General features: G+C 65.3%; 1 pseudogene. It reads right to left on the reverse strand.

The annotated features are described in order from the left end of the window. Positions 1-593 (reverse strand): annotated as a pseudogene (locus tag BN1121_RS20070) (methyl-accepting chemotaxis protein); the annotation flags it as partial.

The raw sequence follows: 593 nt of genomic DNA on the forward strand, positions 1-593 counted from the left end.
GCGCCAGCAGGTTGGTCTGGTTGGCGATCTCGCTGATGGCCAGCACTATGGTGTCGATGGCGCGGCACTGCTCGGCCAGGGAGTGGATCACCCCCTGTGAGCGCTGCAACTCGCTGTCCAGGGTCGCGACCTCGTCGACGGTTTCGCTCAGGTTGCGATGCCCATCGGCAAACAGGCTCTTGGTGTCTTCGATCATCCTGCGCGACGCCGTGGCGCTGCTCGCCACCTCGTGGATGGAGGCGTTCATCTGCTCCATGGCCGTGGCCACCATGTTGGTCTCCTCCTGCTGGCGCACCAGGTTGCTGGCGATCACCTCCACGTTGCGCTGATCCTGCTCGGCCGCGCGAAGAATATTGACGCAGGTCTGCTGGCTGCGGGCCACCACGGCGCGTAACTCGGCCTTGCTCATGATGAGCGCCAGCTCGACGGCACTCAGATCGTCGCGCCGACCGGTGTAGAGATGCTCCATCAGGGGATTGTCAAAATAGTCTCTGGCGAGGGCGTTAACCCGCTGCAACCGCTGCCGGCCGTGAAGCAGGAGCCCGGCAAGCGCCCCCTGCGAGATGAGCAGCGCCGCCCCCCAGCCCCAGTGC

Source organism: Aeromonas diversa CDC 2478-85, from assembly GCF_000819805.1.
In the GTDB taxonomy this organism is placed as follows: Bacteria; Pseudomonadota; Gammaproteobacteria; order Enterobacterales; family Aeromonadaceae; genus Aeromonas; species Aeromonas diversa.